Here is a 25,794-nt window from a genome sequence, read left to right as displayed (position 1 = left end):
ATAAATAAAGTAGCCAATTGAACTCATGAAGCTTTTTCTGTAATCTAGAGCGGAAGGAGTGTTCGTGATGAAATTTATGAATGTAGAGCAATATCAATTCGTTAAAAAACAAGCAAAAAAGATATTAAATGCCAATACAACGTCAAAGGATCCAAATGTAATTCAAGCAATTCAAGCATTAGTACAAGAAGAAATTAATAATAAACTAATACTTGATGATATAGAACAGCAAATTGTACTGCAACCCATATTCACTATACAAGCAAGGGAACAATTGGAGCTGTTTTTAGACTCAATTAAACAATACGTTGAGCCATTTAAAGTTCCAACTGATAACCAAGTTAAAAAGTTGTTTCCTAAGGATAAAAAAGTAAAACTTCCTAAAATGGATGGAATCGATTTAAGAGAACTTAGCTATTTGAGTTGGTTTGATGCTGGTACTAATAGAAAATACATTGTGTATTATGAGGAAGGTATTTTAAAAGGTGTGCGCGGAGTATTTGACCACTTGGAAAAGAGCGGTATCTGTTTAGTATGTAATCACCATGCAAAGGTTGGGTTATTGTTAGTATCAAAAAAAGGAACGCAACTTGGAACATATACAAGAAAAGGGAACTATATATGTGAAAATAGTGATACGTGTAACGAAGAATTAACTGACTTTAGTCGGCTTAAAGCATTTGTAGATAATTTAAGTTAATCATTTATTAAGGGGGGAGAAGTACAAATGATGATGCTATTATTTTATTAATTTGTTTCCCTTAAAAGAAAGAGATTAAATGAATAATGAGGGAATAATTAATATGACAAGTACATCAACTGATCCAACAGCTAGTTGGAAGAAAAATATTACGCTATTTTTAAGTAGCCAAACGATTTCTTTATTTGGCTCATCGTTAGTGCAATATGCGATTATGTGGTACATTACGTTGTCCACACAATCTGGTATAATGATGACCATTTATATACTTTGCGGATTTATTCCGACGTTTTTATTATCACCATTTGCAGGTGTTTGGGCAGACCGTTACAATCGAAAATTATTAATGATTATATCAGACTCGATGATAGCCATTGCTACTTTAATCTTAGCAATTGTCTTTATGATGGGCTATGACGCAATGTGGCTATTGTTTTTAGTAGCAGCGATACGAGCGCTAGGGACTGGTATACAAACACCGGCAGTTGGGGCTGTATTGCCACAAATTGTCCCTGAAGAACATCTTGTAAAAATTAACGGAATTAACGGTTCGATTCAAGCGATTATAATGTTCGTTTCCCCTATGGTAAGTGCTGCATTAATTTCAACTACTTCCATGGAAGTTATACTCTTTATAGATGTCGTGACAGCAGCCGTTGCTGTAGGAATATTGTTATTTTTCTTACGCATACCTACCCATAATAAGGCTAAACAAACTCAAAATACTGGCTACTTTACCGACTTTAAAGCGGGCTTAATTTATATTAAAAACCATAGTTTTCTGAAGGTTTTAATGACAATGTTTGCCGTTTTCTTTGTGTTAATGGCACCTGCATCGTTTTTAACGCCGTTACAAGTGACCCGTAGTTTTGGGGATGATGAGTGGAGACTTGCGGCAATTGAAGTAGCCTTTTCTATCGGAATGATGATTGGAGGAGGACTTATTGCTGCTTGGGGAGGCTTTAAAAACAAGATTTATACAATGGCATTCTCTGGACTCATTATGGGACTCTGTACTGTAGCGCTAGGGATTGTTCCAACTTTCTGGATCTACCTAGTATTCTTTGGGATATTTGGAATTGCCATGCCTATTTTTAATACGCCAACAATGACTTTAATCCAAGAAAAAGTAGATGGAGATTATTTAGGAAGAGTATTTGGTGTGTTTGGAATGATTTCAACTTCTATGATGCCTATTGGAATGCTAATCTTTGGTCCAATAGCAGACATTGTCGATATAGAATGGCTTTTAATTGGAACGGGTATTGCAATGACTGTGCTCTTAATCGTCCTAGTAAAAAGCAAAGCATTACTTGAGGCTGGTAAACCAAAGGACCACGTTTCGGTAGAATAATTAATAAGCAGGTTTCTGAAGTTTAAATCCTTCAGAAACCTGCCTTTTTTTAGAAAAAATAATCATAAGTATTTTTGGTAAGTAACACAATTGTCACGATAATGAATAATACTCTAACATAACCGCTTCCTCTTTTTATAGCATATTTTGACCCGCAAATCGCACCTAACACTTGTGCTATCCCCATAATGAAGCCATATGCATAATTGATTTGACCTAATAACATAAACATTAATAGTGCACCAATGTTACTACCGAAATTTAGAAACTTCGCATTTCCTGCTGCTTTTAAAAAGTCAAAACCAATCATCAGAAAAGCAAAAATTAAAAAAGAACCAGTACCTGGTCCAAGAAAACCGTCATAAAACCCGATTGCAAATATTAGAAGGAAAAACCCGATGTACTTTATAGTTGAAAGCTTTTTATATGTAGAAATGCTTCCCCAATCCTTTTTCAGTAGTGTATATGCTAATACTCCTGCAAGCATTACTAGCATTAATGGTTTTAACACAGATGGATCCATTGAATGGACAATCCATGCCCCTATACCTGCAGCTATAAATACAATTGGAAAGAGCTTTATAACTGTTTTTAAATCTAGTTTTCCAGAACGATAGAATGTAATTGTGCTTGTTAATGACCCCATCGTCCCAGCGAGTTTATTTGTTGCAACTGCAGCAGAAGGACTTAACCCAGTAAACATTAAAGCTGGAAGTGATATAAGACCCCTCCGCCAACAACTGAGTCAATAAAGGCAGCTAAAAATCCAAATAAAAATAATAGCAGAATCGTAGTTAAATCTATGTCGAATAGCATGGTAGGACCTCGTTTCTTTTTCTACAACAAACAATAGTATCTAAAAGATGTATTGAAGTAAATAAAAAAAGAAAACAGGAAGCCAGTATTTTCGTTGCAAAAAGATAGAAAATAAAAAATACTGTTGTTTCAACAATACTGTATCATATATACTGTATGATACATAGTATGTATTGAACAGTATGGAGGTGTACTATGAGTAATCTACTGGATTCATTAACTACGGAATTAAGAAGAGGAACGCTAACATTAGCAGTTTTAAGCCAATTACAAACAAAGCAATACGGCTACTCGCTTGTCCAATTATTAGAACAATCTGGGATATCTATAGAACAAAGTACGTTATATCCTTTACTAAGAAGATTGGAAAAGCAAGAACTAGTGGAAAGTCTCTGGGATACAACGGAGTCAAGGCCAAGGAAATATTATGTTTTAACGGATTTTGGTATTGAGATTTATGAAAAGTTAAAAACAGAATGGCTTGTAAATTCAAAACAGCTTTATGATTTGTTGAAAGGAGAATGAGGATGAATCTTATTGATGTATATATAAATGAAGTAACTCGTCGTTTGCCAGAAAAAAATCGTGAAGACATTGGTCTTGAATTAAGGTCAACGATTGAAGATATGTTGCCCGAGGATTCTACAGAACAGGATATCAAGGTAGTCCTAAATAACTTAGGTAACCCGGCGGTGTTAGCTAGTAACTACAGTGAAAAGCCAATGCATTTAATTGGTCCACGATATTATGATGTGTATGTATCTTTGTTAAAAATGATTCTTCCAATTGCTGCTGTTGTAGCGATTATCTCATTATTAGCTGAAAATATTTTTAATTATAATGAGGATCAGGCGTTTCTCAGTGTTGCTTTAATGGTTCTTGGAAAAGGAATATGGCTAATTATAGAGGTTTTCATACAAACATTCTTTTGGTTAACGATTGTGTTTGCAATTATTGAGCGTGTAGATAATACAAAAGATCTGAATCCTTTATCTTTTAACGGTAAAAAATGGACACCTGAAGATTTGAAAAGTGTTGCACATGTTCCAAGGAAAAAAGCAGTTTCAAATGGATATGTATTTTTTAGCTTACTTTGGACAGCGATTTGGGTTACAGTGTATTTTAATGCAGATCATCTTTTGGGAGTTTATCAAAAGGGTGAGAATGGTCTACAATTTGTAATGCCTGCCTTAAATCAACCAATCTTAAACGCTTATTGGCCAGTCGTAATCATTTGCGTCGTTTTAGAGGTAGCTTTAGCACTATTTATGTTGTTCAAAAAGCAATGGACGAAGAATATTGCGTTATTAAATGTTGTAAAAGAACTTGTTGGTACAATAAGTGTTATTGTGATTATTACGAATGTAGCAATTTTTAATCAAGAATTCATCGTTTATATGAGCGACTTGCTTAACTTAAATGAAAATGCGATTACAGGATATATTCAGTGGCTAACAATTATTGTTTATCCGATCTTTGCAATATGGAATTGTATTGATGGGTACTTAAAAGCAAAAATTAATTAAAAAGCAAAATAATAGGTGTTAAGAAAGTTATTCTTTCTTGACACCTTTTTTATTTTGATTCGATATTTTCAGTTTATATAAAGTATATTCCGATAAAAAAGACAAAGAATAAAAAATGATATTAGAAAAACAATTTATAGAGAATTTTCTACATATTCAAAAAATATAGAACAATTAAAAAATAGTAAATATTCAACATATTTGCGTTATGGGGGCGTTTACATGACATAAACTTTTAAAATTTTCTAAAAGAATAGAAATTTTTAATAATGTGATATAATTATATTGTTAAAACTATAAAATTCTGATAATATAACAAATGCTACTTCACAAATTATATTTTCTGAAAAATTGGAAATATAAAACAACATAGAATAGGGGGATTTCAATATGAAGAAAAACAGTTTATTACTTGTAAGCATGTTATTAGTTTTATCTGCGATCTTAGCTGCATGTAACTTCGGCGGCGAATCAGCAAAAGAAACTACAACAAAAGAAGATGGAACAGCAGCTAAAGAATTAAATTTAGTTATTGCATCTGAACCACCATCATTACACCCTGGACTAGCTACAGACAGCACATCTGGTGTAATTTTACAAAACATTTATGAAGGTTTAACAGCTATTAAAGACGGTGAAGTAGTAAACGCAGTAGCAGAAGATGTACAAATTAGTGAAGACCTATTAAAATACACTTTCACTTTAAAAGATACAACTTGGAACAACGGTGACAAAGTTACTGCAGAAGATTTTGCATTTGCATGGAAATGGGTATTAAACCCAGAAAATGCATCTGAGTATGCTTCAATTCTTTACCCAATTAAAGGCGCTCAAGCTTATAATTCAGGTGAAGGTTCTGAAAACGATTTAGGTATTAATGTAGTTGACGAAAAAACTTTAGAAGTAACTTTAGAAAATCCAACACCTTACTTCTTAGAATTAACTGCATTTAAAACTTACTTCCCATTACACAAAGCTTCTGTAGAAGGTAACCCAGAATGGTACACTGAAGCAGAAAACTTTGTTACAAACGGTCCATTTACTTTAGCTGAATGGAAACATAATGATTCAATTACTTTAGAAAAAAGCGACAGCTACTATGATGCAGAAAATGTTGCTTTAGATAAAGTAAACATTTCAATGGTAGAAAATGAAACAACTGCTGGAACAATGTTTGATAAAGGAGAAATCGATTTCTTAGGTGCTCCATTCCAAACAGTTTCACTTGATTCAATCGATCGTTATAAAGAAGAGGGAACTCTTAACATCGAAGATTACGCAGCAATCTACTGGTACAAATTTAATACAACAGGTGAATTCACAAGCAATGCTAACATCCGTAAAGCATTAACACTTGCGATCAACCGTCAAGAATTAATCGACAATATCTTAAAAGGTGAACAATCACCTGCATTAGGTATGGTTCCACCAGCTATTAATGGATTTGAAGAAGACCGTGGTTACTTCAAAGACAATGATATCGAAGAAGCAAAAGCAGCTCTAGAATTAGGTATGCAAGAACTTGGAATTAATGATCCAAGCGAAATTCAAATTGGATTATCTATTAACACAAGTGAAGCACACGCAGTAATTGCACAATTTGTTCAAGAATCTTGGGCTAAAAATTTAGGAATTCAAGTAGCTATCGATAACTCTGAATGGCAAGTTTATTTAGATAAATTAAACTTATTAGACTTTGATGTTGCACGTATGGGTTGGATTGCTGACTACAACGATGCATACTCATTCTTAGAACAATATGATTCTGCAGAAAATGGTAACAACGATACTGGTTGGGAAAATCCGCAATATGCTGAGTTCTTAAAACAATCAGTTGCTGAAACTGATCCAGAAGCACGTCTTGCATTACTAAAACAAGCAGAAGCAGTAGCTATGACTGAGTTCCCAGTTGCTCCACTTTACAACTATTCAAATCTTCACGTGAAAAAAGACTTTGTAAAAAATATGGCACCTGATGGACTTGGTAATGTCTATTTGAAATATGTAGATATTGACAAATAATAAAGTAATTATTATAAGTTACTATTTACATTAACAAAAATAGTACAAGGGCTGCGTTTGTCGTGTATTCGATGACAAGCAGCCTTTGTTTTATTTAGTAGTGAGAAAGTATTTATTTTACATATTTTCTTAGTATTGACACCAGTTTAATCACTGATTGAACTGTGTCTTTCTTAATTTTTCTATAAATTAAAAAGGAGGGACAAGGAATGGTTAAGTACATTTTTAATCGATTAATCTATATTCTGATAGCGTTATTTATTATTGTAAGTGCCACATTTTTCTTAATGAGACTTGCACCAGGGAGCCCATTTGCAAGTGAACGTGAACTCCCACCGAAGATTGAAGAGCAATTGAATGCTAAATATGGATTAGATAATCCTTGGTATATTCAATATAAGGATTATTTAATCGATACTGTTACGTTTGATTTTGGTGAATCAATGAAGTATAAGGGGCGCTCTACGAACGATATCATTGCTGAAAGTTTCCCAGTTTCCTTAACGTTAGGATTAATGGCAATGTTTTTATCAGTAGGGTTGGGGATATTATTTGGTGTGGTTGCAGCTCTTTACCATAATCGCTTCCCCGATTATGTAGCATCGACAATTGCAGTTTTAGGTATTTCAGTACCTTCATTTATTTTAGCTGGTTTAATGCAGTACTTTTTATCGTTTAAGTTAGGTCTTTTCCCTGTAAGTGGTTGGAAGGGCTTCATTTATAGTATTTTACCGGCATTTGCCATTGCCATTACACATATGGGATTCATCGCGAAATTAACTCGTTCAAGTATGTTGGAACAAAATAGTAGTGACTATGTAAAAATGGCTCGTGCAAAAGGTCTTGGAAAATGGACAACTGTGTTTAAACACACATTAAGAAATGCACTACTTCCTGTATTAACTTACTTAGGTCCATTAACTGCAGGGGTTGTAACAGGAAGCTTTATCGTAGAACAAATCTTTGCTATTCCTGGATTAGGAAAACACTTTGTAACAAGTATTTCAAATCGTGATTATACAGTTATTATGGGTACAACGGTATTCTATGCAATTATTCTGTTATTTGCAGTACTAATTGTAGATATTCTTTACAGTATTATTGACCCGCGTATTAAATTGAAAGGAGCGAAAAAATAATGGCAAATCAGAACGAACAAATCGAGAACATGTCACCAGATATGTTTAAAGTAGTCGGTGGACGTAGTGCTGAAACAGACAAACTTTCAAAAAAGTCCGTGTCGTTTTGGAAAGAAGTTATCCTTCGCTTCACTCAAAATAAATTATCAATAGTTGGCGTTATTATTTTAGTCATTATGATCTTGATGGCTATCTTTGTTCCAATCTTTTCTCCATACACATATAATCAGATGCTAGGTAATTATAACGCTCCACCATCAGCAGAACATTGGTTCGGAACAGATGATCTTGGTCGTGATGTGTTTGTCCGTGCGTGGGATGGTGCCCGAATTTCATTATTCATTGGGATAACTGCCGCATTGATCGACCTAGTAATTGGAGTTTTATGGGGTAGTATTTCAGGACTTGCTGGTGGACGCGTAGACAACATTATGATGCGTATTGCAGACGTTTTATCTGCTGTTCCTTATTTACTAGTTGTTATTATTTTACTAGTTGTACTAGAGCCTGGTATTTTACCAATGATTATTGCCCTATCGATTACAGGTTGGGTAAATATGGCGCGAATTGTGCGTGGTGAAGTATTATCGATAAAAAACCAAGAGTATGTTCTTGCGGCTAGAACCCTAGGTGCAAATACAGGACATTTAATTCGAAAACATATAGTTCCTAATGCATTAGGGGCAATTTTAGTAACAATGACATTAACAATTCCTTCTGCTATCTTTACAGAGTCATTTTTGAGCTTTTTAGGACTTGGCGTTCCGCAACCAATACCAAGTTGGGGTACGATGGCTTCGGAAGGTATGAAGGCACTAATGACTGCACCGTGGCGTTTATTCTTCCCAGCATTTTTAATTTCGATTACAATTTTCGCATTTAATGCTGTGGGTGATGGCTTACGTGATGCACTAGATCCAAAACTACGTAAATAGAAGAAGGTGAGAAAATGAGTAAAAAGTTGCTAGAAGTAAACGATTTAAAGGTAAACTTCAAAACATATGCGGGCGTCGTCCAAGCAGTTCGTGGTGTGAGTTTTGACCTACACGAAGGTGAAACACTAGCGATTGTTGGTGAATCGGGATCAGGTAAAAGTGTAACGAGTAACGCGCTCATGAAGTTGATTCCTCAACCACCTGGTATTTACGCAGGGGGAGAAATATTATTTGAAGGAAAAGACATTCTTCCACTTACGGAAAAAGAGATGTCAAAAGTTCGTGGGAACGATATCGCTATGATTTTCCAAGATCCTATGACAGCCCTTAATCCAACAATGCGTGTCGGTTACCAAATTACAGAAGTAATCTTAAAACATAAAAAAATCTCAAAGCAAGAGGCTAAAGAACGTGCGATAGAACTTCTACGTCAAGTAGGTATACCAATGCCTGAAAGACGTTTTAGACAATATCCACATGAATTCAGTGGGGGTATGCGTCAGCGTGTCGTTATCGCAATTGCATTAGCAGCAGATCCTAAGTTATTAATTGCGGACGAGCCAACTACTGCTCTTGATGTAACGATTCAAGCCCAAATTCTTGATTTAATGAAAGAAATTCAAAAAGAACGTAATACGTCTATTATTTTCATTACCCACGATTTAGGGGTTGTTGCAAATATTGCCGATCGTGTGGCAGTAATGTATGCTGGACAAATCGTTGAGTACGGCACAGTAAATGAAATATTCTACAATCCAAGACACCCTTATACTTGGGGATTATTAGGATCGATGCCTGATCTGAAAAATAATGTACAAGAAGAGTTACGTACAATTCCAGGCTCGCCACCAAACTTAATCAACCCACCTATTGGGGATGCATTTGCACCTCGTAATGAATATGCGTTAGCAATTGATTATGAAAAAGAGCCACCGATGTTTAAGGTTTCTGATACGCATTATGCAAAAACTTGGTTATTACATCCAAATGCACCTAAGATTGAAATACCGAGTGCTATACAGCAAAGAATTGAAGGATATTTGAAGGAGGCTGAAACAGGTGGCAAATAAATTACTTGAAGTAAAAAATTTAAAACAATATTTCGGCTCACAGACAAATCCTATTAAAGCAGTAGACGGTATAAGTTTCGATGTATACGAAGGAGAAACGCTTGGGTTGGTTGGAGAGTCTGGTTGTGGTAAATCTACAACTGGCCGTTCGATCATACGACTTTACGACATAACAGGCGGGGAGATTCTTTTTAAAGGGAAAGATATCAATGCTGCAAAATCTCGTAAAGAGGTTAAAGAGTTCAACCGTGAAATGCAAATGATTTTCCAAGATCCATACGCTTCTTTAAATCCTCGTATGACAGCTGGCGAAATTATTAGTGAGGCTTTTGAAATTCATGGTCTTTATAAAAATAAAAAAGAACGTCAAGATAGAATTGGTACTTTGCTTGAAGCGGTAGGTTTAAATAGAGAACATGCAAATCGTTATGCTCACGAATTTTCAGGTGGTCAACGTCAACGTATTGGTATTGCACGTGCATTAAGTTTAAATCCAAGCTTTATCATTGCAGACGAACCAATTTCAGCTTTAGACGTATCCATACAAGCTCAAGTGGTAAACCTTCTAAAGAAATTACAAAGAGAGAGAAACTTAACATATTTATTTATCGCACACGACTTATCGATGGTTAAATATATTAGTGACCGAATCGCTGTAATGTATCGAGGGAAGATAGTTGAACTTGGTGAGGCGGATGAAATTTATAATAATCCAATTCACCCATATACAAAATCATTATTATCGGCAGTTCCACTTCCAGATCCGCTATCTGAAAGAACAAGAACTCGAATACCTTATGAACACGAAGAAGTAGATGAAACTGCAAGTGTATATGAAGTAACTCCAAAACATTTTGTCTATGGAACGGATGCTCAAATTAAAAAATGGAAATAAATAATATAAATAGTTAATACCAGTCAACAGGAATATTCTTGTTGACTCTTTTTATCTTGTTAGAATCATAAATCATGATAAAGAATATGATATAAAGTTAGTTACTGAACAAAATGTCATGTGGATTTAGTTGATTTTTGCTAGTGTTTTATGGCAAAGTCACAATGTATATATTAAAGATAAATATACTAATAAGTATAAGGAGTAGATCGATGGAGAGTTGGATTACGAATATAATGGAGGATTTCGGCTATATCGGAGTCTTTCTATTAATAATGTTAGAAAATATTTTTCCACCAATTCCATCTGAGGTTATTCTAACTTTTGGCGGATATATGACCACACAGTCTGACCTTACCTTTGTTGGTGTATTAATTGCTTCTACATTAGGGTCTGTAGCTGGAGCGATTGCATTGTATGATATCGGTAAAATTGTTGGAATTAAGAGAATCGGTAGATTTGTAGATAAATGGGGACGTTTTTTAAGACTTACTAATGAAGATATATATAAAGCGAATGACTGGTTCAAAAAATATGGAGTATGGACAGTTTTCTTTTGCCGATTTGTTCCGTTAATAAGAAGTTTAATTTCTCTACCAGCAGGTATGTCGAAAATGAACTTTTGGTTGTTTTTAATTTTAACAACTGTGGGAACATTCATTTGGAATATTGTACTTATTTACTTAGGCTCTCAAGTCGGTGAAAACTGGGATTCGATTGTAGTGTATATGGATACATATTCTAATATTGCTTATGGAATTATTGCCGTACTCATAATTTTGTTTGTTATTTGGTTGTACAGAAGAAAGTCAAAACGAAAATAAGTGGGAAAAGGAGCTGTGAAATTCACAGCTCCTTTATTTTTTTATGCAGTTCCGGCTACTTTGTCCTTCGGTAAGAAGAATGAAACAACCAGAAGTAAAGGTAGTACAGAAATAATCTGCATTGTCATTGCTATTCCGATGTTATCTAGTAACATACCAATAACCACACCACCTACTGCGCCCATACCAAAGGCAAAACCAGTTGTTAAGCCGGCCATTGTTCCTATCTTTGTTGGAACAAGCTCTTGTGCATAGATGACTGTCACAGAGAAACTAATCATTATTAAAGAACCAATGATGATTAAATACACGGGAACTAGCCAAATCGGAATATATGGTAAAGTTAAACAAAATGGCATTGGGCCTACTACCGAAAGTAAAATAACATTTTTACGCCCTATACGGTCAGATAGTGAACCTCCAAAAAATGTACCAACCACACCAACAGCCATGAAAATAAATATGAATATTTGTCCAACTTGTAAAGTTAAATTATAATGATCCATTAAATAAAATACGTAGAAATTAGAGATGTTTGTTGTGTAAAATGAACGAGCGAAAATTATGGTAAATAATAATGCGATTGCTATACGCACTTGCTTCTTTGACAATGGCGGTAAAGAAGATATAAGAGTCTTCTTATTTTTCTTTGAATTTTTCTCAGCTTCTAATTGACGCACATACCATTTTGAAATTTTAAATAGTAGTGCGATTCCCATTGCAGTTAATAATAATACAATTGCTGCACCACGCTGTCCAAGTGCATCTAATATAAATGCGCTTATTAATGGGGCGAGAGCTTGTCCGGAGTTACCTCCAACTTGGTAAATTGATTGGGCCAAGCCTCTTTTGTTTCCTGCAGCCAAAAATGTAACTTTCGAACCTTCTGGATGGAATATAGCTGATCCGAAGCCTAAGAAAATAACTGCAATAAGTATTACCCAATACTCTTTTACAAAGACGAGCATTAATAATCCTATAAATGAGCTAATCATTCCAATAGGTAGAGCATAGGGCATCGGCTTTTTATCACTTAAAAAGCCCACAACTGGCTGTAATGATGATGATACTATGTTTAGTACAAATGTAATTACTCCAAGTTGTGTAAAATTTAAACCTAAATCTCTAGAAAAAATAGGATACATGGCAGGTACAACTGACTGCATTGTATCGTTTATTAAATGCGCTACTCCAATTGCAATCATAATAGGATAAATAGGGTTATTTATAGCTGCTTTATTTTCACTCATAGAAGTGCCACCTTTAGTTCGACTCATTATTATACTAAATAAAGTGCTGATTCCTATGAATCAGCACTTTAAAAATTAAATATTAATATGCTAAGCCATGTAAAGCTTTAATGTGTGATAAATAACGTACGTGGCTAGCTTCTTTCATTAATGAAGCTGGTAAACCTTTAAGTGGGATTTTGTTTCCACCAACAGTTGCTACGCCATCTTTACGTCCTAAGCTTGCAAGAGTACCAGAATCGATTGGTGAGAATTCTTTTAACTTTTGTTCTCTAATAGTAGCAAAAATGTTGTACCCCGCAGTTTCACCCATTTGCCATGCGTTTTGTGCAGTTGGAGCATATAATGGACGACCGCCATCTGCAGGAAGTGCTACAGATGCATCCCCAACTACGAATACTTCTTGATGAGATTTAGAACGTAAATACTCATCAATAATCGCTTTACCACGGTCACATTCAAGACCTGATTCTTGTACAACAGGAAGTGCAGCTACGCCACCTGTCCAAACAAATGTGTTAGCAGTAATTGTTGACCCGTCTTTTAGTGAGATAATATTGCCTTCTACACTTGTAACAGGAAGACCTGTTAGGAATTCAACTCCACGCTTCGCTAATGATTCAGTAGCACGTGCAATTAAATCATCAGGTAATACAGGAAGAATTTTTGGTCCTGCTTCAACTAGTTTAATTTGGATGTCTTTTGGATCTACACCATATTTCACAGCGATATTAGGAAGGTTATCAACAACCTCACCAACTAATTCAACACCAGTTAAACCGCCACCGCCGATAACGATTGTGCCATCAGCAGCATCTTTTGTTTTTGCAAAAGATGCAATTTTACTTTCAATATGATTGTAAATTCTATTTGCATCTTCTACAGATTTTAATACCATACTGTTTTCTTCTAAACCAGGGATACCGAAGTAACCAGTTTGGCTTCCTAAAGCAACTACTAAAATATCATAAGAAATTGCAGCACCGTTTGCTAAGAAGACTTCTTTGTTTGCAACAGAAAACGATTTAACTTCTTGAATAACTACGTTTACATCTTTACCTTTAAAAAGTTTTTCTAGTTCGAATGAAATTGCTTTTTCTGCAATTGTTCCACCAGCTAGACGATGTAATTCAGTAATAAGTTGGTGAGTTGGATATTTGTTCACCACAGTAATTTTTGCTTCTTCTTTACTTAAGTATTTACGTAATGTTTGAGCAGTAAGTAAACCGCCGTAACCAGCACCTAAGATGACGATTTCTTTTGACATGTTATATCCTCCGTCCTTGACTTAAAATAATTTATCTTAACGATTATTGTTGATTTTTACGTTCTGCAGTTACTTGTAGGAATGCATTAACAAAACGTAATACATTTTGAACTTCTGGATCTTTTAGTAGTTTTAATACGCCGAAAATACCAACTGCTTCGCTAGAAGATTCTGCACGTTCTTTTGCTTCAATTGCGTTTGCCGCAACACTTTTCACTGTTCCGATTACTGGTTCTGCAACTTCTTTAACTGCGCTAACCGTATCATTTTTAAGCACTTCGTCTGTAGAAACTAATTTCGCAAAGTCATATGCTTGTGTTAAAAGTGTTGCAACCTCAGCTAGTTTTGGTAACTGTTCTACTAAAGTAGTTAGAGATTCCTGTACTTCAGGTTTTAATAACTGGTCAAGTAAATCTTGTGTACTCTTAGATGTTGTTTGAGCTTGGCTAATCAATTCTTCTGACATTTCCATTCTCCTTTTCTTTTACCATTGTGCCTTTTATAGACATTATTTTGGAAGTTTGCAAAATATTTCACATACAGTCACACTATATAAGAAAGCACACTAATTATGAAATATTATTAACAAAGATGATTATCAATTTCATAATAATATAAATATTATTTTTATCAACCGCTCTTTTTAGAAAAAAGATTGGTAGATAGGAACAAAACGTATGTAAGTACATATTTTTGTCTATGATAATGAAATTAACGTATACTGTAAAAATTTTAAATATTTTAAAAAAACTGACAAATTGGTTAAAATTTGATGAATATTGTGTGACATACAAAAACAATTATACGCCTTTTCGAATGGAAATTCTAATATATTTCATTTGTTGATAGAATATTTTATTCTAGAGTTGATGTTGTAATTTTTTTCTTAAATTGCTCCGTATAATTTGTTTCTTCCATTAATGCATTTTCTTCAACAGGAATTCTAACAGCTAACATGGCGATATTAAGTAATGTAAAAGTAATAGCTGTAAAGTATGCATTAAACATTAAAGGCAAAATCAATATTTCTGTACAGACAACAAAATAGTTGGGATGTCGAAATAACTTGTAGGGACCCTTTTTTACAACGTTTGCACCAGGTAGTATAATAATTTTTGTGTTCCAAAATTTACCTAGAGTAGCTAGACACCATATACGAATACATTGAACGATTAAAAAGAAGATAAACAGAATAGGAAAGAATGTAGAGAGTGTATTTTGGAAAAACAAGACCTCTATTAGCAAGGAAACAAAGAAAGCGACATGTAGTGCAATCATAAACGGGTAATGTTCTCCGCCGACTTCATACGCACCTTTTGCTAACATATAGGATTCATTTTTCTTGGCAATCATTAACTCAATAACTCTTTGCATAATTACAAGTGATATAATGAAAATAAAGATCATCATCTTAATCCCTCCATTGAAGTAAAACTGTTTCCCCACTAAACCCTGGACCTAATGCAGCAAGTAACCCATACTCTCCAGCTTGACAATCGCCTAACATAAATTTTTCGAGAACATATAACACCGTTGGAGAAGACATATTTCCATGTGACCTTAGGACTTCTCTTGAAATGGCTGTAAAATCTTCTGTAAGGTTTAAAGCATTTTCGTAAGCTTTTAATACTTTTTTTCCACCAGGATGTGCAATGAAATGTAGAAGATTGTCTTGAGTGATACCATTTTCAGATAAGAACTCCTGTATAAATGGCCCGAGCCAATTAGAAATAATGGAAGGAATATCTTTTGAGAAAATCACATGTAAACCATCATCTTTAATCTCCCATCCCATTACATCTAAAGAATTTGGCATCCAATTTGAAGCAGTATTTAATATAGAAGGTATTGGTTTCTTTGTTTGAATTGTAACTTCGTCACCACAGACTAATGCACAAGCAACTCCATCTGCAAATAGTGATGCACCAACTAGATTACTTTTCGAATAGTCGTTCTTTTGAAATGTGAGACTACATAATTCAACACAAACAACAAGAACTTTTTCTTTAGGATGTGCAGAACAATAGTCGAAAGCTCTGCTTATACCTGAGGCTCCACCGGCACATCCAAGACCCCAAATGGGAATTCGTTTTATCCTATTAGAAAACTTCATTAAATTCATTACGTGAGCGTCAATACTCGGTGTTGATATTCCCGAACTGCTTACAAAAATTATTGCATTAATCTCCTCAAGTGAAACTGGTTCTTCTAGAAAATTTTGATTCTCAACACAGCGATTTATCGCTTCAACACTAAATTTCGTTGCAAGTTCGATGTATAGATTATTACGTTCTTCAAATGTATGCTCTTGTTTATACCATTCTACTGGTACACAAAATTGCCTTGATTGAATCTCACCGTTTTCAAACACATTTAAAAGTCTGTCAAGCTGATGGAATCGATCTTGAAAGAGCTCTTTAGTTAATAGTTTCAAATTAGATTGTTCAATTGAATATGGAGGTTCATATGTACTAACAGAAACAATTTTTGGCATAACAAACAATCCCCTTTATTATTTGGATGGTTTCTCTGTTTTTGATTGATTATTTATCGAAAAGGTTTTTAATAATAACTCTAAATACAGTAAAAAGTAATTTATGCTATCTTTTATGAGTTCCGAGCAAGTATGAAAATCTTCTGTTTTGTGATAGAAAAGATAATCATTTTTCAAAACCTCTAGTAACTTCTTTGAAAATAAATGCATATTAGTTGCATGAAACTGTTCTAGGCAAGAAATTAGATTGGAAAAAAGAATAACATCTTCTGATTCAGGGTGTTGGACAGTAGCAATTTCTTTTACTAATATCTCAAGTGATTTAACATACCCAAAAAATGCAATATCAATATGTCCTAAAAGTTCAGAATTAATGGATTGCATATATAAATTTTGAAACTTTTTTGAGGTGTTTTTAACTAATGCATTTTCACTAAAACCGTAATTAGGAAATGACATAATAAACTTTTCAAAACCAGCAACTTCACTTCGAAAATCGTTAAATATAAAATAATCTCTTTTACAAGATGGGCAAGATAAAGATAACGCGGTGACATTATAGTTACTATTTTCCAAGTTAAACCTACTTTTAACAGTCGGATGAATATCTAGATTACAATGAGGACATTTGTTTAAAACTATGTACTCCTGATTGTCATATTCGTATTGAGTTTTCATCAATTTGTTCTCATTATTTTGCATCTGATAGTGCTCCTTTTTACAGAATTGATGGTACATATAAACATTCAGGTAAGTTCTCTTTTATAGTTTCCAATATGTTAAAATTCATTCGAATTGTTACAACACGATTTATAAATAGATAATAAAAACATGGTGAGTTGAAAAATCCATACTCACCATGTTAAAAGTAACGGGTTATTTATTTGTAAAAATAATAATGGCTTCTCTTAAAAACTCTGCGCCTCCTTCAGTAGCTTTATCATAAAAAGCTTTAAAGCGTTTATCAGCTACATACATATCCGCAAGACCTCTATGAGCTTCTTTTGAATAAGATGGCCAAGTAAAAGTTAACCACTCTTTATGTTTCGAAGCGACTTCTTGAGCAAGTGCTGACGCAGGATCGCCAGTTTCTACGGCTTTTGGTAATAGCGCTAAAATATCTTCACCTAGCTTCACCATCGTATTGTACTGTTGTTGCGACATGTTTTTAAATTTTTTATTAGATTCTTCAACAGTTTTATCACCGTATTTTTCTCGTACTTCCTCTCCATATTTGTTTTCGTTCTCTTGGATCAAGTTATCTTTGAATGCTTCAAATTTTTGTTCATTTGACATTTTTAGCTCTCCTTTGTCAGAGGCGATTGTTTTTTCAACCGTCTCAATTAATTTTTCCAGTAGGGATCTTTTTTGGATTAGTTGATTTAAATGATTTTGTAATGATCTCGTTTTATCGAATTCTGGATTGTTCATAATAGAAATAATTGTATCTAATTCAACATCTAGCTCTCTAAAAAACATAATTTGCTGTAGTCGATCAACTTCCTTTTGACCGTAGATTCTGTATCCAGAACTATTAATTCTAGCTGGTTTTAGTAAATTGATTTCATCATAGTAGCGTAATGTTCGCGCGCTAACATTAGCTAATTTGGCAAGCTTACTAATGGTATACTCCATTACTGATCCCCCCTGTAGTTTTATAATAAAGGTTTACGTAACGAGAAGGTCAACCGTAAATTTCCTAATAAATTATAGATTTTATTTAGGATAGGTAATTTGTTTCAATGCACTCCCTTAGATTTCACTAGTAAGTTAAATTAATATGTCTTACTATGGATAAGAATGAAAATAAACGGATTTTTAGAATAATACCTTGTGAGGTTATTGAATTGGAACAGAAGAAAGTACAAGTAAAACAGCCTAAGTATGCAAAAATAGCAGCGGACATTGCTTCTAAAATTGTAGAGAAGAAGTATTTAGTTGGTGATAAAATCTATGCCAGGTCTTCACTAGCAAGCCAATATGGCGTATCGTCAGAAACTGCTAGAAGGGCGATTGCCGTATTGCAGGATTTAGAAATCGTTGAAGCAACAAAGGGCAGCGGTGTAATGATCAAGTCTTATGAAAAAGCAGCCCAATTTGTACAGCAATTTTTAGAAGTACAGTCTATTCAACAAATTCAAATAGAAATGTTAGACAGCTTGAAAAGGCAAAAGGAAGAATTAAGCTTCTTACAGGAAATTACGGAACGACTTGTAAGTAGAACGGAGAGATTTCGCTCTATAAATCCTTTTGTGCCACTTCAATTAGAAGTAAATGAACATTCACCATATATCTCTCGCTCTATTGGTGAAATTAACTTCTGGCAAAATACACTAGCAACAATCGTTGGTATTAAAAGGGGACAAGAGCTTTTTATTTCACCAGGTCCTTATATTACTATTGAGCCAAATGACATTATCTATTTCATCGGAAATGATGAGAGTTTGGAACGAGTCGAAAAATTTTTATATTCATAATTAGTAGGTCTACGAGTACTGACATAAAGGTATTCGTAGACCTTTTTCTATTCCTTTGTATGATAGATTACAAGTTTGGAAGATTGACACAAGTAACAACCCTTTGATAACATTGAGTTGTCACTTAGGGAATTGGGATTTTATTACTTATTGGAGAGGAGTATGATATGGAGAAGATTAAGATTGAAAATGTGTCTAAGATTTTTGGCAGACATATTAATCAGGCATTAAAGCTTGTAGAGCAGAATAAAAGCAAAACTGAAATCCTAAAACAAACTGGTGCAACTATAGGGGTTTATAACGCCAATTTCACTGTTAATGAAGGTGAAATATTTGTAATCATGGGACTTTCAGGGAGTGGTAAATCCACGTTAGTTCGTTTATTAAATCGCCTCATTGAACCCACTAGTGGAAACATCTACATAGATGGCGAAAACATCTCCAAAATGAATAAAAAACAGCTCATAAATGTCCGCAGGGAAAAAATGAGTATGGTTTTTCAAAACTTCGGCTTATTCCCACATAGAACTGTACTTGCAAATACAGAATTCGGTTTAGAAATCCGTGGCATTTCAAAAGAAGAACGACGATTGAAAGCAGAAAAGGCTTTAAATAATGCTGGGTTGTTACCATACAAAGACCAACTTCCAGGTCAATTATCTGGTGGTATGCAACAACGAGTCGGCTTAGCAAGAGCATTAGCAAATGATCCTGACATTTTGCTAATGGATGAAGCTTTTTCTGCCCTCGATCCATTAATCCGCAAAGATATGCAGGATGAATTACTAGATTTACAACAAAAGGTGAGAAAGACAATTATCTTTATCACACATGATTTAAACGAGGCTTTACGTATTGGTGATCGTATTGCGCTAATGAAAGATGGGGAAATCATTCAAATTGGAACTGGAGAAGAAATATTAACAAATCCAGCGAACGATTATGTAAGAACATTCCTAGAGGATGTAGACCGATCAAAAGTATTAACTGTGGAGAATGCAATGATTCGTCCTATCTCGTTAAATATTGATATTGACGGTCCTAAAGTTGCGTTACAAAGAATGAGAGAAGAAGAAGTTAGCGTCCTTCTAGCTGTTAATAAATTAAGAGAGTTTAAAGGTTATATCACTGCTGATGACGCTCTAGAAGCGTCTAAAAAAGGCGAGAATAGCGTTATTAATTACGTAAGAACAGATATGCCAATAGTTCCTCCTGAAATGTACATTCAAGATGTTTTAGGGATCATTTCAGATTCCAAAACACCATTGGCAGTTGTACAAGAGGAAAAATTAGTAGGCGTGTTAATAAGGGGCGTTGTCATTGAAGCACTCTCCTCAAGTGATGAAAATGAGGGGGTGACGGAAAATGTCTCAATTTCTTGATTTTATACCAAAGATTCCGGTAGCAGATAGTGTTGAAGATGCGATGGACTTGTTAACAGATACATTTGCAGGCTTCTTTGACGTCATTAAAAAAAGTGGAAAATTCTCAATGGAGTTTGTAACTGATTTCTTAGTTATGATTCCGCCGGTTCTATTTATATTAATCATTGCAGCGATTGCGTTTTTTGCAACAAAACGAAAATTTGGTTTAGCTATATTTTCAATTGTAGGGCTTCTTTTCATTTATAACCAAGGTCTTTGGGAAGAATTAATGAATACAATAACGCTTGTGTTATTTTCAAGTGTCATTGCAGTGATTATTGGTATTCCATTAGGGATTCTCATGTCGAAAAGCAAAGTGGCGGAAACAATTATTCAACCACTTCTTGACTTTATGCAAACAATGCCAGGATTTGTTTATTTGATTCCTGCTGTAGCTTTCTTTGGTATTGGGGTAGTTCCTGGTGTGTTCGCATCTATAATTTTTGCATTGCCGCCAGTTGTTCGTTTTACAAACCTCGGGATTCGTCAAGTACCAAAAGAACTTGTGGAGGCAGCGGACTCTTATGGTAGTACAGGTTGGCAAAAACTATACAAAGTGGAATTGCCAATTGCAAGACCAACGATTATGGCAGGAGTAAACCAAACTGTGTTGTTATCACTATCTATGGTAGTCATTGCATCGATGATCGGGGCACCAGGATTAGGTCGAAATGTTTTATCCGCGTTGCAACAAGCAAAAGTGGGTAATGGATTTGTAGCAGGTATAAGTTTAGTAATCTTAGCGATCATTGTTGACCGATTAACACAAAGCTTTAATAAAAAGCGTCAATAAAATTGAATTGCTATTTAAATAAAAAAATTTAATTCAAATGAGTAGTCTGCAACCAAGGCTGTTTGTTTAACTTCATTCAGTTACTTCTATATGTAGTGAGTAGTATGCATGCAGAAAATCTATCCAATCATTGGGGTAATTGATTCAGGCTGAATGAAGTTAAAGCCTCCGGCGGATGCCACAGATTTTTAAAGGTAATTTCTCGAGCAAGCTCGAGAAAATCTGGGCGCAATTACGCCAAGGCGAATTGATTGAGTAACCAAGGGGGACGAAAAAATGAGTAAATTTAAGAAATTTGGTATGACAGCAGGAATATCTTTAACTTTATTATTAGCTGCTTGTGGTGGAAGTGGAGAGACATCAACGGATAATGGTCAAGCAAGTGGTACGGACAATTTAGGTGAATCACTAGATTATACAATTACCGGAATTGAACCGGGTGCAGGGATAAGCGGTCAAGCGAGAAAAACATTAGAAGAATATGAGAACTTAGAAGGTTGGCAAGTTCTTGAAAGTTCAACAGCAGGAATGCTTGGTGCTCTAGATGCGGCTATTAAGAACGAAGAACCAATTATAGTATTAGGTTGGACACCTCACTGGATGTTTTCAGCATATGATTTGAAGTTTATAGAAGATCCGAAAGGTACTTTTGGTGGAGCTGAAGATATTCAGACGATTGCTAGAATTGGTTTAGAAGAAGACTTACCTGAAGCATATACGATTCTTGACCTTTTCCACTGGGAACCAGCAGATATGGAAGCGGTAATGTATGAAGCGGAAGACAAAGGGACTCCAATTGAAGATGCAGCAAAAAATTGGGTAGACCAAAACACTGATAAAGTAAATGAGTGGACAGATGATGTAGAAAAAGTAAACGGTGAAAAGATTGAATTAGTGACAACTCAATGGGATTCGGAACTTGCATCTGTCTATGTAATGGAAGAAGTATTAACACAACATGGATTTGAAGTAACCATCACACCTGTTGACCCAGCGGTAGTGTTCCAAGCAATCGCTACAGGGGAAGCAGATGCATCACTAGCTCCTTGGTTACCAAGTACACATGGTGCATTCTTTGAAGAATATAAAGAAGATATTGTTGACTTAGGTCCAAATTTAACTGGTACACAAAACGGATTCACTGTTCCATCTTATATGGATATTGATTCAATAGAAGATTTACCAGCAAAAGAATAAATAATAAACGATTAAATAGTTAATCGAAAGAAAGGAAGATTTAATTGAATTTCAAAAAATTGAAATTACTAGGTTTAACATTAGGCTTAGGAGCATTACTTGCTGCTTGTGGTGGAGGAGATACCGCATCTACAAATAATGGTGGAGCTGAAAAAAAGGAAGTTAATTTAGCTTATGTTGAATGGGATAGTGAAATTGCTTCTACACATGTAGTAGGTAAAGTTCTTAAAGACTTAGGTTATGATGTTAAGCTTACTCCTTTAGATAATGCCATTATGTGGGAGGCAGTATCAACAGGGGAAGCGGATGCGATGGTAGCTGGCTGGTTACCAGGCACACATGCTGCACAATATGAAAGATATAAAGATGGTTTAGTAGAATTAGGTGAAAACCTATCTGGTGCTAAAATTGGCTTAGTCGTTCCAACTTATATGGAAGCTGATTCTATAGCAGACCTAACTGACGAAGCGGACATGAAAATCACAGGTATTGAAGCTGGTGCGGGGGTAATGGCTGCCACTGAGAGAACAATTGCAGAGTATGAAAATTTAGATGGTTGGGAACTTGTACCTTCGTCATCAGGTGCAATGACAGTTTCTCTAGATCAAGCAATCAAAAATGAAGAAGAAATTATTGTAACTGGTTGGTCTCCACACTGGAAGTTTGCTGCATATGATCTGAAATACTTAGAAGATCCTAATGGTGTCTACGGTGGGGAAGAAACAATTAATACATTTGCTCGTCAAGGATTAGAAGAAGATCTACCAGAAGCATTTAAAGTAATTGATGCATTCCACTGGACGAGTGCTGATATGGAAGAAGTAATGCTAGATATTAATTCGGGAACATCTCCAGAAGAAGCTGCTGCTAAATGGGTAGAAGCAAATCCAGATAAGGTTGCAGAATGGACAAAAGACGTAGAATAATGAAATATTAGCCTTTGTTCATGAAGGACTTAGAAAAACCGATTTGTCACATAATATGTGAGACAAATCGGTTTTTTAATTTTTATTGTGCTATATCATACCCAACAACTGTCCATATTCCAGTCTCATCTTGTCGGACAAGTTTTTTTAGATAAACCATACTTATATTAGTATCAGGATCATTCACTTGTACTACGGAGGCTTCATTGTTGCTATAAATTAGTTTTAAATTTTCATATTTAATAGGAAAATCACCAACTATACCTTTCAGAAATACATGCAAACTTGTGAACACCTGAGCAGTAAATACCGGGTCGAGTCTCCATGAAGAATGGCCTTCATCTACACTTTTTTGATTGTTTTTTTCTAAATCTAAATCAACTTTTACCTCAACTTGTGGCTTTAAATCATACTCATTTGCTTGAACTGGGAACATAATATGTTCAAAACCTACGATTGTCTCTAGCTCGAAGGTTAGTTCATTGGATTCAAGGTAAGCAGGTATAGAATATTCATTGATAATGTCCATCGCGAGACCTCCAAATTTCCTAAAGTAATAAGACCTCACAGTTATTATTTACAAAAATTAATAAATTATAAACTTTTAAATAATTATCTATTTAGCTGTGCCAAATAATATCATACTCGCATAGTTTACAGATAGTTACAATTTAAGGAGTGTGAGAATAGAGTTATGTTTTATCATGTGAAGGAATTACAGTATCATGCAAAACCTGAAAGACCTGATCCGGTTTTTGCAAGAATGCTTCAAGAGGTTCTAGGTGGACAATGGGGAGAAATATCCGTTGCTATGCAATATCTATTCCAAGGATGGAATGTTAGAGGTAACGAAAAATATAGAGATTTACTTTTAGATACAGGAACAGAGGAACTTGCGCATATTGAAATGCTAGCGACGATGATTGCAAGGTTACTTGAAGGTGCACCTGTTCCTACATTAGAGGCAGCAGCAAAAGATCCAGTAATTAATGCGATTCTTGGCGGAATGAACCCACAACATATTATTGTTTCAGGTTTAGGAGCAATGCCAGCTGATAGTAATGGTAACCGTTGGACGGCTGATTATATCATCGCTAGTGGTAACTTATTAGCGGATTTTCGCATGAACTTAACAGCAGAATCTCAAGGTCGACTACAAGTTGCAAGATTGTATGAAATGACAGACGACCGTGGTGTTAAGGATATGCTTGCTTGGTTATTAGCTCGAGATACTATGCATCAAAACCAATGGTATGCTGCAATTAAAGAATTAGAAGAAAAGGAAAATATCGTTGTTCCAAGTACGTTTCCAAGGCAATTAGAGCATCGTGAAGTTTCACATGTTTTATTTAATACTTCAGCAGGAAATCAAAGTGCGCAAGGTAGATGGGCACATGGACCGAGCATGGACTGTGAGGGAGTATTTAAATATGTAGAAAAACCTGTTCCTCTTGCTCCAAAACCAAAATTACATCCCGCTCCACCGAATATTCACAATACTCCACCAGAAGATTGCTAATAGAATTTAGAGGCTGTTCCTGAAAGTCGACGTAAGAATGACTTTTGGGAATGCTTTTTTAACTATCAATAAATTGAACAACTGTATTGGTTTTAAAGTGTGCTATACTTTGTAGTAATATATATTATTTTTTAATAACAAACTGGGGGATGTCTATGCTATCTGCTTTATTTTCCAAAAAGGACGATATTGAATTATTTAAGCAAAAAATTGATGAATTAAATGAGAAGTTAGATGAAAAGGAACACAAATTTCAAATATTTTTAAATCAATTACATAAGGAACTTATCTCAACAATTGAACAGCACGATAAAGTCAATAGTCAACATATCATACTAGGGGAAATGGTTAAAGACATATTAAACCAATTTAATATAGTTGAACAAAGCACAGTTGAATCAAATGTTATATCAGATAAAGCCTTGGAAAAAGGTGACAAATTAATTAATGCCTCTGAAGAAATGGTTAGAGTATCCAATGATAGTAAAGAAGCCGTAAGTGCAGTTGGAGAAATTATTGACCGTTTAGGAGAAGAATCGAAAAAAACAACTGATAATATGAACGAATTAAGCGTACGTTCTAAACAAATTGAAGATATCGTAAAAGTGATTAGTGATATTTCAAATCAAACGAATTTACTTGCACTAAATGCATCCATTGAGGCTGCAAGAGCTGGAGAACATGGGAAAGGCTTTTCAGTCGTTGCGGATGAAGTTAGGAAACTAGCAGAAAGTACTAAAAAAAGTACTGAAGATATAGTGAATCTTACAAAAGAAACTCAGTTACAGATAATGAAAGTATTTGATAATACCCAAAGTAATATGCAGCTAGTAGAACAAGGAATGAAAACAAGTGTAAATACATCAGAACAGATTCATGAATTGCTGAGTATGATTAAGGATGTAAAAATCGAAGTTCATGAATTAATTACATTTATACAAAATCAGAAAATATCCAACGAGGAAGTTTTAAATAACTTTAAACGTTCTACGGAAATTTTTGATGAAACAAATTCAGTTCTAAATAGTCACATTCAAGAATCGGATATTGTAACTGAAAAACTTATAGAAGCTGTAGAAAAGGTCAAGCAGTTTCCAACAAGAGCAAACTAAAAATGCAAATGGAAAACCGTGAGGAATTAAAACTCCTTCCGGTTTATTTTATTA

Annotated in this window: 25 protein-coding genes and 1 pseudogene; 17 read left to right on the top strand and 9 right to left on the bottom strand. The window is 34.7% G+C overall.

Annotated features, from left to right (window positions below; translation table 11 throughout):
• Positions 1-67: 67 nt before the first annotated feature.
• Both CD29_RS12865 and CD29_RS12860 read left to right on the top strand, forming a co-directional pair.
• Positions 68-700 carry a FusB/FusC family EF-G-binding protein gene (locus tag CD29_RS12865; protein ID WP_036187503.1) on the top strand — a complete coding sequence of 211 codons (633 nt, stop codon included), beginning with the start codon at positions 68-70 and terminating at the stop codon, positions 698-700.
• A gap of 79 nt (positions 701-779) precedes the next feature.
• The gene (locus CD29_RS12860; protein WP_235801836.1) at positions 780-2,054 is read left to right on the top strand and encodes an MFS transporter; all 1,275 of its coding nucleotides are present in this window, start codon (positions 780-782) and stop codon (positions 2,052-2,054) included.
• A gap of 49 nt (positions 2,055-2,103) precedes the next feature.
• Here the strand turns inward: CD29_RS12860 and CD29_RS12855 are convergent.
• Positions 2,104-2,870 (bottom strand): annotated as a pseudogene (locus CD29_RS12855) (TSUP family transporter).
• A gap of 195 nt (positions 2,871-3,065) precedes the next feature.
• On the opposite strand from CD29_RS12855, the gene CD29_RS12850 reads away from it, so the two are divergent.
• From CD29_RS12850 to CD29_RS12815, 8 genes are all read left to right on the top strand, one after another.
• Complete coding sequence (locus CD29_RS12850; RefSeq protein ID WP_036187497.1) at positions 3,066-3,395, top strand: PadR family transcriptional regulator; 330 nt, start codon at positions 3,066-3,068, stop codon at positions 3,393-3,395.
• 2 nt (positions 3,396-3,397) lie between these two features.
• Positions 3,398-4,396: a hypothetical protein gene (locus CD29_RS12845; RefSeq protein ID WP_036187494.1), complete on the top strand. Its 999-nt coding sequence runs from the start codon at positions 3,398-3,400 to the stop codon at positions 4,394-4,396.
• A 390-nt stretch (positions 4,397-4,786) separates the two neighbouring features.
• Entirely contained in the window at positions 4,787-6,418 is a 1,632-nt protein-coding gene (locus tag CD29_RS12840; protein WP_036187492.1) for a peptide ABC transporter substrate-binding protein, read from the top strand.
• Positions 6,419-6,627: 209 nt separating this feature from the next.
• Positions 6,628-7,557, top strand: coding sequence for an ABC transporter permease (locus CD29_RS12835; RefSeq protein WP_036187489.1), 930 nt, complete (start codon positions 6,628-6,630; stop codon positions 7,555-7,557).
• On the top strand, positions 7,557-8,492 hold the full coding sequence (locus tag CD29_RS12830; RefSeq protein WP_036187486.1) for an ABC transporter permease: 936 nt from the start codon (positions 7,557-7,559) through the stop codon (positions 8,490-8,492). Before CD29_RS12835 ends, CD29_RS12830 begins: the two co-directional genes overlap by 1 nt.
• A 14-nt stretch (positions 8,493-8,506) precedes the next feature.
• On the top strand, positions 8,507-9,562 hold the full coding sequence (locus tag CD29_RS12825) for an ABC transporter ATP-binding protein (RefSeq protein WP_036187483.1): 1,056 nt from the start codon (positions 8,507-8,509) through the stop codon (positions 9,560-9,562).
• Positions 9,552-10,457: an ABC transporter ATP-binding protein gene (locus tag CD29_RS12820; RefSeq protein WP_036187480.1), complete on the top strand. Its 906-nt coding sequence runs from the start codon at positions 9,552-9,554 to the stop codon at positions 10,455-10,457. The genes CD29_RS12825 and CD29_RS12820 overlap by 11 nt, the downstream gene beginning before the upstream one ends.
• 212 nt (positions 10,458-10,669) lie before the next feature.
• Positions 10,670-11,281, top strand: coding sequence for a DedA family protein (locus tag CD29_RS12815; RefSeq protein ID WP_036187477.1), 612 nt, complete (start codon positions 10,670-10,672; stop codon positions 11,279-11,281).
• Between the two features lie 41 nt (positions 11,282-11,322).
• Here the strand turns inward: CD29_RS12815 and CD29_RS12810 are convergent, their stop codons facing one another.
• The 7 genes from CD29_RS12810 to CD29_RS12780 all read right to left on the bottom strand — a co-directional run bounded on the left by CD29_RS12810 (position 11,323) and on the right by CD29_RS12780 (position 17,927).
• Positions 11,323-12,531, bottom strand: coding sequence for an MFS transporter (locus tag CD29_RS12810; RefSeq protein WP_036187474.1), 1,209 nt, complete (start codon positions 12,529-12,531; stop codon positions 11,323-11,325).
• Between the two features lie 82 nt (positions 12,532-12,613).
• Positions 12,614-13,798 (bottom strand): NAD(P)/FAD-dependent oxidoreductase, encoded by a 1,185-nt coding sequence (locus tag CD29_RS12805; protein ID WP_036187470.1) that lies wholly within the window; start codon positions 13,796-13,798, stop codon positions 12,614-12,616.
• A gap of 43 nt (positions 13,799-13,841) precedes the next feature.
• Entirely contained in the window at positions 13,842-14,264 is a 423-nt protein-coding gene (locus tag CD29_RS12800) for a DUF1641 domain-containing protein (RefSeq protein ID WP_081976245.1), read from the bottom strand.
• Positions 14,265-14,653: 389 nt separating this feature from the next.
• Positions 14,654-15,205, bottom strand: coding sequence for an isoprenylcysteine carboxyl methyltransferase family protein (locus tag CD29_RS12795; RefSeq protein ID WP_036187622.1), 552 nt, complete (start codon positions 15,203-15,205; stop codon positions 14,654-14,656).
• A gap of 4 nt (positions 15,206-15,209) precedes the next feature.
• Positions 15,210-16,292: a type III polyketide synthase gene (locus CD29_RS12790; RefSeq protein WP_036187464.1), complete on the bottom strand. Its 1,083-nt coding sequence runs from the start codon at positions 16,290-16,292 to the stop codon at positions 15,210-15,212.
• An 18-nt stretch (positions 16,293-16,310) separates the two neighbouring features.
• Complete coding sequence (locus tag CD29_RS12785) at positions 16,311-16,994, bottom strand: hypothetical protein (protein WP_036187461.1); 684 nt, start codon at positions 16,992-16,994, stop codon at positions 16,311-16,313.
• Between the two features lie 174 nt (positions 16,995-17,168).
• The gene (locus CD29_RS12780) at positions 17,169-17,927 is read right to left on the bottom strand and encodes a MerR family transcriptional regulator (protein ID WP_036187458.1); all 759 of its coding nucleotides are present in this window, start codon (positions 17,925-17,927) and stop codon (positions 17,169-17,171) included.
• A 212-nt stretch (positions 17,928-18,139) separates the two neighbouring features.
• Here CD29_RS12780 and CD29_RS12775 point away from each other — a divergent pair, with 212 nt between their 5' ends.
• The 5 genes from CD29_RS12775 to CD29_RS12755 all read left to right on the top strand — a co-directional run bounded on the left by CD29_RS12775 (position 18,140) and on the right by CD29_RS12755 (position 23,109).
• Complete coding sequence (locus CD29_RS12775) at positions 18,140-18,769, top strand: TrkA C-terminal domain-containing protein (protein WP_235801835.1); 630 nt, start codon at positions 18,140-18,142, stop codon at positions 18,767-18,769.
• Between the two features lie 167 nt (positions 18,770-18,936).
• On the top strand, positions 18,937-20,151 hold the full coding sequence (locus CD29_RS12770; RefSeq protein ID WP_036187455.1) for a quaternary amine ABC transporter ATP-binding protein: 1,215 nt from the start codon (positions 18,937-18,939) through the stop codon (positions 20,149-20,151).
• Entirely contained in the window at positions 20,135-20,986 is an 852-nt protein-coding gene (locus CD29_RS12765; protein WP_036187452.1) for an ABC transporter permease, read from the top strand. The genes CD29_RS12770 and CD29_RS12765 overlap by 17 nt, the downstream gene beginning before the upstream one ends.
• A gap of 276 nt (positions 20,987-21,262) precedes the next feature.
• Positions 21,263-22,183: a glycine betaine ABC transporter substrate-binding protein gene (locus tag CD29_RS12760; protein ID WP_036187449.1), complete on the top strand. Its 921-nt coding sequence runs from the start codon at positions 21,263-21,265 to the stop codon at positions 22,181-22,183.
• Positions 22,184-22,227: 44 nt separating this feature from the next.
• Positions 22,228-23,109 carry a glycine betaine ABC transporter substrate-binding protein gene (locus tag CD29_RS12755; RefSeq protein WP_036187446.1) on the top strand — a complete coding sequence of 294 codons (882 nt, stop codon included), beginning with the start codon at positions 22,228-22,230 and terminating at the stop codon, positions 23,107-23,109.
• A gap of 82 nt (positions 23,110-23,191) precedes the next feature.
• On the opposite strand, the gene CD29_RS12750 is transcribed toward CD29_RS12755, so the two are convergent.
• Entirely contained in the window at positions 23,192-23,638 is a 447-nt protein-coding gene (locus tag CD29_RS12750) for a hypothetical protein (protein WP_036187444.1), read from the bottom strand.
• A gap of 165 nt (positions 23,639-23,803) precedes the next feature.
• On the opposite strand from CD29_RS12750, the gene CD29_RS12745 reads away from it, so the two are divergent.
• Both CD29_RS12745 and CD29_RS12740 read left to right on the top strand, forming a co-directional pair.
• Entirely contained in the window at positions 23,804-24,628 is an 825-nt protein-coding gene (locus CD29_RS12745; protein ID WP_036187442.1) for a manganese catalase family protein, read from the top strand.
• Positions 24,629-24,783: 155 nt separating this feature from the next.
• Positions 24,784-25,740 carry a methyl-accepting chemotaxis protein gene (locus tag CD29_RS12740; RefSeq protein ID WP_036187440.1) on the top strand — a complete coding sequence of 319 codons (957 nt, stop codon included), beginning with the start codon at positions 24,784-24,786 and terminating at the stop codon, positions 25,738-25,740.
• The last annotated feature ends 54 nt before the right edge of the window (positions 25,741-25,794 follow it).

Origin of the sequence: Ureibacillus manganicus DSM 26584 (genome assembly GCF_000772945.1) — a bacterium.
Classification (GTDB): domain Bacteria; phylum Bacillota; class Bacilli; order Bacillales_A; family Planococcaceae; genus Ureibacillus; species Ureibacillus manganicus.
Note: the sequence above shows the minus strand (reverse complement) of the source record. Positions and strands in the feature narration are given on the sequence as shown.